Source organism: Hymenobacter convexus, from assembly GCF_030580955.1.
Lineage (GTDB): Bacteria > Bacteroidota > Bacteroidia > Cytophagales > Hymenobacteraceae > Hymenobacter.
On record NZ_JAUQON010000009.1, the window covers coordinates 198,028 to 212,117 of the forward strand.

Below are 14,090 nucleotides of genomic sequence, written 5' to 3' on the forward strand. Positions count from 1 at the left end.
ACAAAAGCTCCTGGCTTGATTGCCAGGGGCTTTTTTGTGTGCTGCATCGGCCCGTTAATCCCACATTTCCGTTATTTGTACATCACCACTTGCTCCTTTCCTGCTATGAAAAAGCTGCTACTCTCCGGGCTGCTCACGCTGGCCGCTCCCTGTGCTTTTGCCCAATTCCAAACGCCCGGCACTGGCGTGCGCTGGAACCTGGCCCAGCTGGCAGCGGCTTCGGGCTCTAATGTGGTGCTCACCGGTCCGGGCACCTACGCCGTGAACGGCAACTTGCGCCTTAGCCCGACCGATACGCTGGCCATCAGCACCAATGCGACGCTACGCTTGGCCGCGTCGGCCCTAGTGACGGTAGATGGCGTGTTGCTGGTGAACCCGCGCGACTCGGTAAAAATTACGGCCCAGGCCAGTGCGGCGCCGTTTAGCGGCCTCACGTTTTCGGCCACCAGCCAGGGCTCGCGGCTGCGCAAAACCATTGTGGAGTACGGCGGCGGCATCCGGGTGCTCGACAATGACCTGTTGCTCGATAGCTGTGTGGTGCGCTACCAGGTGGCCCGTATTGGCACCACCACCACCAATAGCGGGGCCATCAGCCCCTCGGGCGGGGCGCCGCGCATTCTCAACTGCCGCATTTATGCCAATGCGCGCTCGGGCATTCTGAGCCCAGCCAACCGCAATACGTCGCCCGTTATTCAGAACTGCATTTTCCGCGACAATGATACTGAAAATGCTAACTACCCGCAGATTAACCTGGGCATCGGCGGCGCCACGCCCATTGTGATTGAGCGCTGCCAGGTGCTGGGCGGCCTCTACAATATGGCCGGTGGCGTGTCAGTTTCCAACCTGTTGGGCTCGGCGGGTACCACCACGGTGCGCATCCGCCAAAACCGCATTGCCAATAACCGCTACGGCATTGCCCTGCTGGGTTCGGGCATCACGGCCACCGTCACGCGCAACGTCATCGAGAACAATAACATCAACCCTAACGCCAACACCGGCGGCAGCGGCATCAATTTGCAGGGCGGCGCCACGCTCACCGGCGTAGCCAGCCGCAACGTGCTGCGCGGCAACCTTTGGGGCGTGACCGTGCTGCGCTCGTCCACTACCGCGCCCGGCCCCACCCTGAGCTTCGGCGACGTGAGCAGCACCGACAGCCTGAATGTGGGACTCAACCAGCTCTATAATAACGGCAACGGCGGCCAGATATACGACTTCTATCTGAATACGCCCGACAACATGCTGGCCCAGAACAACGACTGGGGCACCAATTCGGCCACCGTGGCCGAAAGCCATATCGTGCATCAGGTGGACCAGCCGGCGCTGGGCTTGCTCAATTTTCTGCCTTTGCGAGCCACCGCTGTACTCACTGCCCGCCCGGCCGCCTCGCCCCTGGCCCTGGCTGCCTATCCGAACCCGGTGCGCGGCACGCTCACCCTGCGCCTGCCCGCCAATGCCCCGGCTGCGCTGAGCCTGCGCAACGCGCTGGGGCAGGTGGTGTATGCCGCCGCAACCGTGCCCGCCAACGGCCAGTTCGCGGTGCCGGTGGGCCGGCTGCGGCCGGGCCTCTACGTGCTGACGGTGAAGCAGCTCGACCAGACAGCCACGGCAAAAGTGGTGGTTGAGGAATAATTCGGGACAGGTCGGACGTATCTTTGCGGCCCGAAACGTACCCTCCGCCTGTGCCCCTGCTCCGCGACATTTCCACCCTGCTAGCCAAAGACTTCCGCCTGGAATGGCGGCAGCGCGCGGCGCTGGGCGGGCTGCTGCTGTATGTGGGCAGCACGGTGTTTGTGTGCTTTTTGAGCTTCAGCCTGCGCGGCGGCACGCCCCCACCACCGGCCTGGAATGCCCTGCTGTGGGTCATCCTGCTGTTTGCCGCTATCAACGCGGTGGCGAAGGGCTTTATGCAGGAAAGTCCCGGCCAGCGGCTGTACTACTACACGCTGGTGCGGCCTCAGGCCGTCATCCTGGCCAAGATGCTCTACAACGCCCTGCTGCTGACGGTGGTGGCGCTGCTGGGCCTGTTTCTGTACACGATTTTTCTCGGCAACCCCATTCAAAACCCGGGATTGTTTGTGGCTAACCTGCTGCTGGGCGCCGTGGGCTTTGCCACCACGCTCACGCTGGTATCGGGCATTGCGGCCAAGGCGGGCGGCAATGGCGCTACGCTCATGGCCGTGCTCGGCTTCCCCATAATGGTGCCCATGCTGCTGCTGCTCATCAAGGTAAGTAAGAATGCGCTGGACGGCCTAGATTGGAGCGTGAGCCAGAGCGCAGTGCTCACGCTGGTAGCCCTGAACATGATAGTAGGCGCCACGTCGTACCTGCTGTTTCCTTTTTTGTGGCGCGGCTAATTCGTTATTAATAAATCAATTATGAGCACAGCGGCAATTGTTGGCAGTATTTCGGGCGTGGCCATGACGGTGGTGGGCGTGTGGGGCGGGCAATACCTCATCGAGCAGCGCACGTCGGGCGTGGTGTGGAAGGGCATCACCGTACTGCTGTTGATTGGCGCCTCGGCGGTGGGCCTGCTGATTGCGGTGCCACGCCTGCCCATTGTGAACGAGAGCATTCGGAACCTGTTTTTCCACGTGCCGATGTGGTTTTCGATGATTATGGTGCTGCTGGTGTCGGTGTGGTATTCCATCCGCTACCTGCGCGAGCCCTCCGAGCGGCTGGATGTGCTGGCCCACGAGTCGGCCAAGTCAGGCATTGTGCTGGGCCTGCTGGGCCTGGCCACCGGCAGCCTGTGGGCGCGTTTCACCTGGGGCGCGTGGTGGACGCCCGACCCGCGCCTGAACGGGGCGGCCGTGGCCATGCTCATCTACGGGGCTTACCTGGTGCTGCGTGGCTCGTTCCGCGACGAGCAGCAGCGGGCCCGGGTGTCGGCCATCTACAACATTTTCGCGTTTGCGGCGGCCATTCCGCTGCTGTTTGTGCTGCCGCGCCTGAGCGGCCCCTCGCTGCACCCCGGCCAGACCGGCAACCCTGGCTTCAACCAATACGACCTCGACAACACCATGCGGCAGGTGTTTTACCCCGCCGTTATCGGCTGGATTTTGTTTGCCTTCTGGCTCACCCAGGTCAGCAGCCGCTTTGCTTTCCTGAAATTGAAACACGATGAAAATTAAGCTCACGCCGCGTCCGGCGGCCCTGTTCCTGCTGTTGCTGACGTTGCTTTTCAACGCCACCAACGCCTTTGCCCAAGCTACAGCCGCCGAGCCCGAAATGGCCGACGACCTGCGCGCCAGCGGCAAAATCTACGTGGTGGTGGCCGTGGTGGTGGTCATTGTGGCGGGCCTGCTGGCCTACCTCATTTCCCTCGACCGCAAGGTGAGCCGGCTGGAGGAGCAAATAAAGAAGTAGCCGGGCACCCGCCGCCCGTTTGCACTGTTACACCCCGACGAGCACCGCGAGCCTCGGCTCATTCGCTTCGCGTCACTCGTTACAACCCGTGGTTTTATGAAGAAGTCGCACATTTTCATCATGGCCATCATTGCGGTGGCCGCCGCCATCATCCTCAGCACCACTGCCGATGCCAGCGTGTACGTAGGCTTCGGCGAAGCCCGGCAGCGGGCGGCCGAGGGCAATACCACCAAGGTGCATGTGGTGGGCAAGCTCCCGCGCGATGCCCGGAAGCAGCCCATCGGCCTGGAGTATGACCCCATGACGGACCCCAACTACTTCGCCTTCACGCTGGTGGATAGCACGCACATTGCCCAGCGCGTGGTGTACAACAACCCCAAGCCCCAGGATTTCGACGCTTCTGAGCAAGTGGTTATCACCGGCTGCATGAAGGGCAACGTGTTCATGGCCGACAACATTCTGCTGAAGTGCCCCAGCAAATACGTGAAGAAGGATTTGAACGAGGGCGCCACGGCTTCGGTGAAATAAGCGCCGTTGCTATTCGTCAATCCCAGGAACGTCATGCTGCGCTTGTCGAAGCATCTCTACCACGCAACCAACTCCATTAAACGGGTTACTGCTGCGGTAGAGATGCTTCGACAAGCGCAGCATGACGTTCTTTTTTCGGCCTTATTACTGCTTCTGCTGCTCTTCGCCGCTGCCGTTTCCCCGGCCGTGGCCCAGGCACCGAACGACAACATGGAAAACCGCCGGGTGCTGCAGCTGGAGGAGACGGTTGTTTCAAACACGGCAAACTGCACTATTCAGCTGGCGTGCCTGAACAAAGCACTGACGGGCAAGCAGGTGCAGTACCACAACGACCAGTGGTTTGAGTTTGTACCGCCGCAATCGGGCCGGTATTTTGTCAATGTCAGCGGCCAGCAGTGCCGGCGCGCCCGCGGCGTGCAGCTGATTGTGCTGGCGGGGCAGCCCTGCCAGCCGGCCACCTACCGGCTGCTTTCCTGCTCCTCGCTGGGCAACCCGAACGATGTATTCGTGACGCTTCAGCTTGCGAAAGGGCAGCCCTACCTGCTGGAGCTGGACGGCTACACCGGCGACTTTTGCCGCTTTGAGGTGCAAATTAGCCGCTCGCCTAAGGGGATTCCCAATACGGCGCCCCTCTCCAGCAGCAGCCATGTGCAAAACGGCCGCCTGGTGGAGGTAGGCTGGTACCTGCCCGATACAATCAACGCCAACTTTTGTACGCTCTGGCGGCGGCCGGCCGATGGCCAGACGTCGACCCTGGTGCGCCGGCTGCCGGTTGCCCGCAACGGCTACGGCCGGCCGCAAACCAATTTCTCCGTGCTCGATACGCTTCCGACGGCGGGCAAACAGAATGTGTTTGAGTACCGCGTGACCGCCGACTTGCCAACGGGGCCGCCCCGGCTCATTTCCCGGCACGACGTGGGCTGGACACCCGCCAATGGCCTGGGCAGCCGGCTGCCAGTGCCGCGCTACGGCCACCCCGTTCCCGATACGGTTCACCTGCGACTGGCGGCTTATAAACCGGGCGCCAAACTGACCGTTGAGTTGTCCGACGCCCTCACCGGCCGGGTGGTTCACAGCGTGGAGCTTGTCAAAAAAAAGTCGTTCGCCGAGCAGCGGGTTTTGCCGGTGCGCAGGTTCTTCCCGGAAGCCGTTAGTGCGTTTCGGATTCGTATCACCGACCATTCCACGCCTTACAGCACATCAGGGGAGATAATCAATTATCTACTGTGATTCCGGTCTGCTTCTCGATTTCAATCGGGAAGCACGCCAAAACCTAATTGGCCGTTGTGCCACGTCGCTATGAAACATCTTCGCACCGTTGGCCCGATTGGTTTGAGCTGCGCTGCGGTAAAGATGCTTGGCTGCGTGCTGCATGATAGCCTTTCTGCACCGACTCGGCTACTGCTGCTACTGCTTTTCGTTACTTCTGTTTCTCCCGCCACGGCTCAGGTGGCCAACGACAACATCGAAAACCGCCGCGTGCTGCGGGCCGAGGAAACTGTCATCTCCAGCACCACCGGCTGCACCGTGCAACGCAGTTGCGTAGACGAGCGCCTGACCGGCAAGTGCATCGAATACCACAACGACCAATGGTTTGAGTTTACGCCTAAAACGGCGGGGCGCTATTTCGTGAACATCGGCGGGCAGCAGTGCCGCGATGTGCGCGGCGTGCAGCTAGTGGTGCTCACGGGCACGCCCTGCCAGCCGGCTACCTACCGCGTGCTCAGTTGCACTTCGCTGGGCACCCAGGACGACGTGTTTGTGACGCTGGACTCGCTCCGGGCCGGCCAGCCCTATTTGCTGGATGTGGATGGGTATCTGAAGGACTTTTGCCAGTTCCGGCTGCAGGTGAGCCAGACGGCCACGGGCATGCCAGTCAGCTATTTTCCGCCCAGCCCCACCCGTTTGCTGCCCACCGACAGCCGCGTGGTGGAGCTGAGCTGGACTCTACCCGACTCGCTGGCCGGCACGCCCGGCTGCCGGGTGATGCGCCGCGAGATTCACCAATACCGCAGCACCGAAGTGCGCTACGTGCCCGTGCGCCGCGACACCTACGGCCGCCCCGAAACCACTTACACCGTGGCCGACACGCTGCCCGGCCCCGGCATCTACGACTACCAGGTGGTGACCGCCCGCGCCGACGCTGGCCCGGCGCCCGCCCGCCTGCGCCAGTGGTGGTATGCCTTCGGCACGGCGGCCACCATGCCCCTGCCCGGCACCGCGCCCCGCCGCGACGTGGTGACCCTGCCCCTGCGCAAATACCCCAACAAGGCTCGCCTGTCGGTGGTCATCACCGACCCGGGCACCGGGCGGGTGTTGCTGGCCCAGCAACTCATCAACCAACCCAGCAACCCGCGCCAAAGCGAGGTGGCCGTGCGCAAGTGGCAGGACGCCGGGCTGGAAAAAATTGCGGTTGAAATCACGGTTCATCCATCGCGGGGCGACTTTTTCACCGACCGGTTGTTATTGAAGCTCCCGGCTCCGGCGGCGCAGCCGTAAATTTGCCGGATATTCTTAGCTTATGAACTTATTAGTAGGACAAATCGGCCACCTCAGCGTGATTCTCGCTTTTGCAGCGGCGCTGGTGGCGGCGTATGGCTATTTCCAGGCCTCGCGGGGCCGCGCGCTGGGCGACGAGGACCAGAGCTGGCTGCGGCTGGCGCGGGGTGCGTTTTTCGTGCACGGCGCGGCGGTGCTCTCGGTGATTGTGTGCTTGTTCAACATCATTCACGCGCACCGCTACGAGTACTACTACGCCTGGAGCCATAGCTCCAACCACCTGCCGGTGCAGTATATGATTTCCTGCTTCTGGGAAGGCCAAGAGGGCTCGTTCCTGCTCTGGATATTCTGGCAGGTGGTGCTGGGCTTCTGCATCATGAAGTTCAACCGCCGGTGGGAGGCGCCGGTGATGGCCGTGTTCAGCGGCGTGCAGCTGTTTTTGGTGAGCATGATTCTGGGCGTGGTGCTGGGCGGCGTGAAGGTGGGCTCGTCCCCGTTCATCCTGCTGCGCGAGTTCCTCACCGACCTACCGGTGTGGAAAATGAACCCCGACTTCGTGCCCAAAGACGGCACCGGCCTCAACGCCCTGCTGCAGAACTATTGGATGGTGATTCACCCGCCCACGTTGTTCTTAGGCTTTGCACTCACGCTGGTGCCCTTCGCCTTCGCCATTGCCGCCCTCTGGAAGCGCGAGCTCACCGCCTGGGTGAAACCCGCGCTGCCCTGGACGCTGGTGGGCGGCGGCGTGCTGGGCGTGGGCGTGGTAATGGGCGCCTACTGGGCCTACGAAACCCTGAACTTCGGCGGCTACTGGAACTGGGACCCCGTTGAAAACGCCGTGTACATTCCCTGGCTGGTGCTGGTGGCTTCGCTGCACGGCTTGGTGCTGTGGCAGAAGCGCCGCACGGGCCTGCGCACCTCGTTTGCGCTGGTGGTGGCCACGTTTGTGCTCATCCTCTACGCTACTTTCCTCACCCGCAGTGGGGTGCTAGGCAATGCCTCGGTGCACTCGTTTACAGACCTGGGCCTGTCGGGCCAGCTGCTGATTTACCTCGGCGTGTTTGCGGTGCTGTCCATCGCGCTGCTGGTTTCGCGCTGGAAAGAGATTCCGGTTTCGGAGAAAGAGCTGAACGGCTACAACCCCGAGCTGTGGGTGTTTGTGGGCGCCACGGTGCTGTGCTTGGGTGCTTTCCAGGTGCTGTACACCACTAGCATTCCGGTGTATAATGCCTTCATGGGCTTCATTGGCATCAAAACCAACATTGCCCTGCCAGCCGACCAGATTGCCCACTACTCCAAGTTTCAGCTCTGGATGGGCGTGGTGGTGGCCCTGCTCTCGGGCATTGCCCAGATTATGTGGTGGCAGCGCAACAACAAGGAAACCGTCGTCAACGCCCTCACGGCGCCCACGCTGCTGGCGTTGCTGGGCACGGCCCTCACGGTGCTGCTGGTGCGCTACAACGGCCTCACCATCTCGCCGGCCTACGTGATGCTCACGCTGGCGGGCTTGTTTGGGGTGCTGGCCAACTTCGGCACCATATTCACGCTGGTGCGGCGCGGGGTGCGGCTCTCGGGCGGCGCGGTGGCCCACCTGGGCATTGCGCTCATGCTGCTAGGCATTCTGGCCTCGGCGGGCTACTCCAACATTATTTCGCGCAACGTGTCGGGCCTGCTCTATTCGCGGGAGTTCGATGAGGAGCTGAACCGCGACAACGTGCTGCTGTGGCGCAACGAAACCACGCCCATGCACGGCTACCAGCTCACCTACACCGGCCAGTTTTTCGAGGTGCCCGGCGTGCCCGGCTACGTCGACAAGCAGTTCCTCTTCCGCACCGACGACGACTACAAGGCCCTGGCCCGCGCCCCCATCACCGTGGCCGGCAAGACCTACTACAAGACCGGCGACACGGTAAACATCCTGCCCGAAAACACCTACTACCGCATCAATTACAAGGATGTGAAGTCGGGCGAGCAGTTTGCCCTCTACCCCCGCGCGCAGGTGAACGACGAGATGGGCGGCGGCGGCCTGCTGGCCTCGCCGGCCATCAAGAAGTTCTGGGGCCACGACATCTACACCCACGTCAGCTCCGTGCTCGACCCGCGCAAGGAGAAGCCCTGGAGCGAGCCCAAGGAAAGCGTGCTGGCCGTGGGCGACACCATTTTCCTCAACGACTACTTCGCCGTGTTCCGCGCCATCGAGCCGGCCCACGAAACCGCCGGCCTCAACCTGCAGAAGGGCGACCTCGCCCTGCAGGCCGATATGATAGTGAGCGGCGAACACCGCCAGTACCACGCCCACCCCGTGTTTGTGGTGCGCAACCGCATGGTGGGCCGCGTGCCCGACGAGGTGGAAGACCTCGGCGTGCGCCTCACCCTCAACGCCATCGACCCCACGGCCGGCAAGTTCACCTTCGGCGTGAGCACTACCCAAAAGGACTACGTCATCCTCAAAGCCATGGAGAAGCCCTTCATTAACCTGCTCTGGAGCGGCACGCTGCTCATGGCCATCGGCTTCGGCTTGAGCGTGCGGCAGCGCGGCGGCCGCGGCGCCGTAGCCCCGGAAACCGAAGCCGCCCCCGAAGCCGAAGCTTCGGCCGGTACCCGTACCGCACGGCCCCAGCCAGTGAGCTAGTCTCAGCGTTTATTGAATAGTAAAAGTCCATCCCGCCAAGGCGGGATGGGCTTTTTCATGTGCAGGAAGGGCGTTCTGCCAAGGCGGGAGGAGGGTTCGAATGTACCGGAAGGGCATCCCGCCAAGACGGGACGGGGTTTCGGATATACGGGAAATGCACCGGACGTTGGCCCAGTGTACTTCCCATACAGGGGCAATGGCATCGGACCAACGTCTGGTGCCCTTTTGATACTGGGCAAGTTCCCTGGGCTGGCTGTGTTCTGTTGGAACTACCCGCCCAACAAAAAGGGCCACCCAACCGGGCGGCCCTTTTTACCGAAGTGAGTTGCAAGCCGGAGCTTACTTCACAATCGAAATCTGCTGCTGGGTGTACTCCTGGCCGTTGCGCACGGTGATGGAGTAGATGCCCGACTGCAGCGACGACAGGTTCACGCTGTTCTGAAAGTTGTCCTTGGCCGTGCCCGTGTACACGCGCTGGCCCAGCATGTTGGTCACTTCCACCGTCAGCGCCTGCTTGGCGTTGGCGCCGTGGATTTCCAGGTTGAACACGCCCGTGTTCGAGGGGTTCGGGAACACACTCACGGCGCGCTTCAGGGCCGCCGAAGTAGCCAGCGGGCCGGCCGAAATCGTGAGGTCGTCCACGGCCAGGAAGCCCGAGCTCGCCGCGCTGATGGCGTGGAAGCCCACGTAGTAGGTACCAGCCGGCACCGTGATGTCGGCCACCACCGGGTTGGTGGTGTTGTTGGCTGGGCGGTACAGGGTGTTGGTGATGGACGTGTTGGTGTAGATGGTGCTGGTCTGGCCAGCGGCCGTGGCGGCCGTGCCATACTTCACTTCCAGGCCCTCGGGGTAGCCCGCGGCGGCGCGGTAGTAGAAGGCCACGCGGTAGGTCTGGGTGTTGGTCAGGGTCAGGGCCGGGCTGAAGAACCAGTCGTTGGCCGGCACCGTGGTGTCGGTCGAGTTGTAGGAATACACCATGGCGTTCGGAGCCGAGCGCGCGATGTTGCCCGTAGCCAGGCTGGCATCCACCGTGCCCGTGGCACGCCAGGTGAAGCCGTCGTTGTTGCTATCAACCACCGTGATGCCGCAGGGCAGCGCTTGGCCGGCCGTAATCACGTCGAAACTCTGGTTGTAGGGGAAGGTGCTGATGACCGGCGGCGTGCAGGCCGTGATGACGCGCACCGGGCCAGCGTAGGCGCTCTGGTCGGTGGCGCTGCAAATGGTGCGGATGTAGAACTCGTAGGTCGTGCCGCCCGACAGGCCGGTCACCGTGTAGGTAGTGCCGGTGAAGGTGGGCGACGTGGTGCTGTTAGCACCACCGGGCGTGAAGCCCTGCGGGCCGTACACAATCTGGTAGCCCGTAGCGCCAGCGGCGGCGGTGAAGCTGAACGAAGCCGTGGTGGGCGTCGAGCCGGTGCTGGCCAGGGCCGTGGGCACGGGGCAGGTAGCGGGCGGGGCCGTTTCGGCCTCCAGCATGAAGCGCACGTTGTTGGCGGCCACATCCTGCGGGGCCGAAGCCGTGGCGGTAGTCACGTTCACTGTGTAAAACAGGCCGGTGCGGGCGGGCGTCTCGTCCTGCACGCCCATCGGGAACACGCCAGCGGTAGTAGCGCCAACAGGCGTCACCTGCGCCATGCCCACCAGGAAATCGCCGGCCGGCACGCTCGTGCTCAACGAGAAGGTGTGCAGCGTGTTCAGGTCGGCAGCGGTCAGCACATAGTCGGCCGAGCGGGCCAGCACAGCGCCGGTCGTGGCGTTTACGACCACGCCGTACACGGTGGTGGCCCGCTGGCCGTTGGCGGCCGTGGGCAGCAGGTTCGGGTCGTTGTAGATGAAAGCGCGCACGGCGGTCACGTCGCGCGGGGTATTCACCGTGAACTTGCCGCAGAAAGCCACCGTGCGGGCGGCCGTGGTCAGCGGCGGCACGCCTAGGGCGTTGGTGGCCGGGGCCGTGCCCACGATGTAAGAGAAGCGCGTGGCGCTGGTGGCCATGGCTTGGCTCACGGTGTTGTTGCCGTTCACGTCATCGTTCGGCAAAGTCACGGTCACCGTGTTGGCGCCCACGTTGGGCAGGGTGATGTTCGAGAAGTTCAGGGTAGCGGTAGCGCCCACGGCCAGCGAGGTCAGGGTCTGGGTCTGGGTCACGGTGTTGGCCCCGCTGATGGTCAGCGTCGCCGTTACCGGGGCCGTGATGCCGCTAACACCGGCGTTGCGCACCACGGCGCGCAGGCTGAACGGGTTGCCCACGGGCACGGCGATGGAGCCGTAGCCCTGGATTTCGTTTACGGCAAGGTCGTTGTTGGCCGGGGCGGCCGTCACGGCCTCCAGCATGTACTTGTTGTTGCGGGGCGTGGCCGACGTCGACACGTCGTACGGCGCGCCACCCGTAGCGGCAATGTTGAAGAAAGTGCCCGGGCGGGTCGGCGTCTCATCCTGCACGCCCATGGGGTAGAAGGAAGCCGTGCCGTTGCTGGCCGGTGAAATCTGAATCATGCCCACCAGGAAATCACCGGCCGGCACCGTCACCGGTGCGCTCAGGGTGAAGGTGTGCAAGGTATTGGCATCGGCGGTGGTTACCACGAAGTTGGGCGAGCGGCCCAGGATGGCGCCGGTGGTGGCATCCACCACCACGCCGTACAGGGTTTCGCCCACAGTCGTTTTCTGGGTGGTGCCACTGGTCGGGAAATCAGAAATGAATGCGCGCACGGCCGTCACGGAACGGGCCGTGTTCAGCGTATACTTTGCGGCGAAGCCCAATTCCGAGCCCGAAGGGAAGCCAACGCCGCCGCCCGAGTTGGTAGCGGGCAGGGATATGTAGGAGAACGTGGAGGTGTTGACTACCTGCGTCTCAGCTTTGGAATTATTTATGCTGTTGTCGTCAGCCGGTACCGACACAGTGACCGTGTTTGTACCTTGGTTTGCAGGAGTATAGGCAGCAAATGTAACCGTGGTGGAAGCCCCGGCGGCCACCGAAGCCACGGTTTGGGTGTTGGTGAACGTGTTGGCGCCCGTCACGTTCAGCGTGGCCACCACGTTGGTCAGCGCGTTGGTGCCGCTGTTGGTTATCACGGCCCGCACCACATGGGGCGCCGCGCCCGGCACCGCCAACTGGTTGAGGGTATAAATCTGCGTAACGGCCGCGTCGTTGGCTTGCGTTGGCACAAAGCGGAAAGTGCGGCCGTTGTCCGGCGGCACGCTCTGACGGAAGTTGAACGCACCTGTGGCTCCGACCGTTACCGGGCCATTGGCAAAAAACACGTTCGCCAAATCATTCCAGAGAGTGACCGAGCCCTTGGTTACGCGCACAATCTGGTCGGTGGCATTGCCGGAGCCTTTAATGCCTACCTGAGCGTACTTGAAGTTGTTGTTGGCCGCCGGGGCGGGGGTCACCGGGCCGTACACGAACTCGACCATGCCATTAGCCTCGTACATTTTCACCTGAAACGTCAGGTTGCTGTACTGCGTGGGAATGCTGGTGCCACCGGCCAGGGAAAGCTGGGCTTTGTCGGCCACGTTTTTCCACTGCACGGTGCACACCCGGTTGGGCGCGGTGCCCGTGGTGGCCACGCGGTACTCCGCCGTGCTGGTCCCGCTCAGCAGGTCGTAGTTGAAGGGCGCGAGCAGGTTCACGTCGGCAGCGGCCGTGCCCAACAGGGCGCCACCCTGGTTGAATTCGGCGTAGGCCGTGTAGAGGGCCACAGTCGGAGCTGTCATGCCCGCCGCCGAGCCCAATTTCAGGAACCCGTTGGTGTTGAGAATGAAGCGGTCCATTGTGGCTCCGTTGTAGGAGAAGTTGAACCCGATGAGCTGCTCGGCCGAGTTGGCGTCGTCGGTGCTGCTTGTGCTGATGGCCGTGCCAGTGGTGCCTAGGTCAGTGAAGGTCCCAGCGGCGTTTTGGGTACTGCCTATGGGAAAGTTCAGGGCTTGCGCCTGCGCCGAGCCAACGGCTCCGGTCGCCAGCAACGCGGCCAGGGCCCAGTGCCGCAGGCGCGAGGTTGGCCCCGTGCGGTCGTAGTGGTGGTTCATAAAAAGGGGTAAAGTGGGTGAATAAAAAACAGAGGGGAATGGAACAAAAAGCGGGACGACAGGTCGGAAAACCAGCCACCCTTTTACATGGTAGTTTTGAGGGTACAAGTTGCTAATTAATTAGCACAAAAACCCAAGCACAGGTCCTTTTGCGTCATAATTGCCTGAACTTGATAGCAAGCCCAGCCCCTGCTTCCACGGACCAATAAGTCGTGTTATATTTTATCTAAAATGCATCCTAACGCTTCACCATTGCGCATCGGCTTGTTCGGAGCCGGCCGCGTGGCCAGCCAGCTAGGGCCGGCCCTGGCGGCGGCTGGCCACCACGTAGTGTTTGTCTGGAATCGCAGCCCGGCCGCGGCCGAAGCACTTGTAGCCCGGCTGCCCGGCGCGCAGGTCCTCACCACCCTCACCCCGCCCCTGCCGCCGGCCGATATCTACCTGCTGGCCGTGCCCGATGCCGCTGTGGCTCCGCTGCTGGCGTCCATAGCCTGGCCCGAAGGTGCCCTGGTGGCCCATCTGGCCGGCGCCTTGCCGCTGGCGGTTTTTGCGGCGCAGCCCACCGTGCGCGGCGGCGTGTTTTATCCCCTGCAGACCTTCAGCCCGGGCCGCACCATCGACTGGCCCACGGTGCCGCTCTGCATTGAAGCCGGCGACATCGCCGCCGAAACCACCTTGCTGGACCTAGCCGGCAGCCTCAGCCAACACGTGCTGCGGCTCGATTCGGACCAGCGCCTGAAGCTGCACGTGGCGGCCGTGTTTGCCAACAATTTCACCAACCACCTGTTGGGCATTGCCGACGCCCTGCTGGCCGAGGCCGCCCTGCCGCCGGAATTGCTGGCCCCGCTGGTGCGCGAAACGGTGGACAAAGCCCTCGCCAACCCGCCCTTCGCGGTGCAAACCGGGCCGGCCGTGCGGCGCGACGCGCCCACGCTGGCGGCCCACGCGGCGGCGCTGGCGGGCCACCCGGCCTGGCAGGCGCTGTATGCGCAGCTCACGGCCAGCATTCAGGCCCAGCTTTGATGCCGGGCCCGGGGGG

Annotated in this window: 10 protein-coding genes; 9 read left to right on the plus strand and 1 reads right to left on the minus strand. The window is 63.0% G+C overall.

From position 1 onward, the window contains the following. The first annotated feature begins 105 nt into the window (after positions 1-105). The 8 genes from Q4S41_RS18810 (at position 106) to ccsA (Q4S41_RS18845) (ending at position 9,025) form a co-directional block, all read left to right on the plus strand. Positions 106-1,629: a T9SS type A sorting domain-containing protein gene (locus tag Q4S41_RS18810; protein WP_305032677.1), complete on the plus strand. Its 1,524-nt coding sequence runs from the start codon at positions 106-108 to the stop codon at positions 1,627-1,629. Positions 1,630-1,685: 56 nt separating this feature from the next. Beyond that, positions 1,686-2,354, plus strand: a complete 669-nt coding sequence (locus Q4S41_RS18815) for a heme exporter protein CcmB (protein ID WP_305032728.1) — start codon at positions 1,686-1,688, stop codon at positions 2,352-2,354. Positions 2,355-2,375: 21 nt separating this feature from the next. Beyond that, positions 2,376-3,131, plus strand: coding sequence for a cytochrome c biogenesis protein CcsA (ccsA, locus tag Q4S41_RS18820; protein WP_305032678.1), 756 nt, complete (start codon positions 2,376-2,378; stop codon positions 3,129-3,131). After that, positions 3,121-3,366, plus strand: a complete 246-nt coding sequence (locus Q4S41_RS18825) for a CcmD family protein (RefSeq protein ID WP_305032679.1) — start codon at positions 3,121-3,123, stop codon at positions 3,364-3,366. The genes ccsA (Q4S41_RS18820) and Q4S41_RS18825 overlap by 11 nt, the downstream gene beginning before the upstream one ends. 96 nt (positions 3,367-3,462) lie before the next feature. After that, a complete protein-coding gene (locus tag Q4S41_RS18830; RefSeq protein WP_305032680.1) occupies positions 3,463-3,894 on the plus strand; it encodes a cytochrome c maturation protein CcmE domain-containing protein in 432 nt (143 codons plus the stop codon). Positions 3,895-3,996: 102 nt separating this feature from the next. After that, positions 3,997-5,124 (plus strand): hypothetical protein, encoded by a 1,128-nt coding sequence (locus Q4S41_RS18835; RefSeq protein ID WP_305032681.1) that lies wholly within the window; start codon positions 3,997-3,999, stop codon positions 5,122-5,124. A gap of 219 nt (positions 5,125-5,343) precedes the next feature. Beyond that, positions 5,344-6,393 carry a hypothetical protein gene (locus tag Q4S41_RS18840; protein ID WP_305032682.1) on the plus strand — a complete coding sequence of 350 codons (1,050 nt, stop codon included), beginning with the start codon at positions 5,344-5,346 and terminating at the stop codon, positions 6,391-6,393. Positions 6,394-6,415: 22 nt separating this feature from the next. Further along, positions 6,416-9,025: a cytochrome c biogenesis protein CcsA gene (gene ccsA, locus Q4S41_RS18845; protein WP_305032683.1), complete on the plus strand. Its 2,610-nt coding sequence runs from the start codon at positions 6,416-6,418 to the stop codon at positions 9,023-9,025. Between the two features lie 339 nt (positions 9,026-9,364). On the opposite strand, the gene Q4S41_RS18850 is transcribed toward ccsA (Q4S41_RS18845), so the two are convergent. Further along, positions 9,365-13,051 carry a T9SS-dependent choice-of-anchor J family protein gene (locus tag Q4S41_RS18850; protein WP_305032684.1) on the minus strand — a complete coding sequence of 1,229 codons (3,687 nt, stop codon included), beginning with the start codon at positions 13,049-13,051 and terminating at the stop codon, positions 9,365-9,367. A 231-nt stretch (positions 13,052-13,282) separates the two neighbouring features. Between Q4S41_RS18850 and Q4S41_RS18855 the strand changes: the two genes are divergently transcribed. After that, positions 13,283-14,074 (plus strand): Rossmann-like and DUF2520 domain-containing protein, encoded by a 792-nt coding sequence (locus Q4S41_RS18855; protein ID WP_305032685.1) that lies wholly within the window; start codon positions 13,283-13,285, stop codon positions 14,072-14,074. Positions 14,075-14,090 lie beyond the last annotated feature (16 nt).